Genomic DNA, 426 nt, shown 5'->3' on the forward strand with positions numbered 1-426 from the left:
AGGTCGGCGATGTCGGTGATCCGCTCGTAGCCGAGCCAGTGCTCGTCGTGCTCCCAGCCGCGGTCCATGTACACCTTGTTCTCGATGCCCATGATGGCCGCGGAGCGGAGGTCGTACATCGGGCTCGCGGAGACGTGCACGATCTCGTCCGGTGTCACTCCGAGCTTGTCGAACGTGTACTCGAACGCGCGGAGCCGTGGCTTGTAGACGCCCATCTCCTCGGCGCTGATGACGAGTTCGAACGGGGCCCTGAGGTTCTCCGCGAGGCGCACGGCGTGCGCGGTGTCGCTGTTGGTGATGATGACCAGCGGGACTTCCTCGGCCAGGCGGTTCAGCGCCTCGGTGACACCGGGGTACGGGCCCCAGGTGGGGATGCGGTCGTACACCGCCCGCGCCTCGTCCTCGCGGTACTCGAGACCGACCTTG

The 426-nt window shown here is 66.9% G+C and carries 1 protein-coding gene; it reads right to left on the reverse strand.

What is annotated here, in order from left to right; genetic code table 11:
* A partial coding sequence (locus IG99_RS43640; protein ID WP_037684609.1) for an HAD-IA family hydrolase occupies window positions 1-426 on the reverse strand: 426 nt, incomplete at both ends.

The organism is Streptomyces griseus subsp. griseus (genome assembly GCF_000720255.1).
GTDB classification, from domain to species: Bacteria; Actinomycetota; Actinomycetes; order Streptomycetales; family Streptomycetaceae; genus Streptomyces; species Streptomyces griseus_I.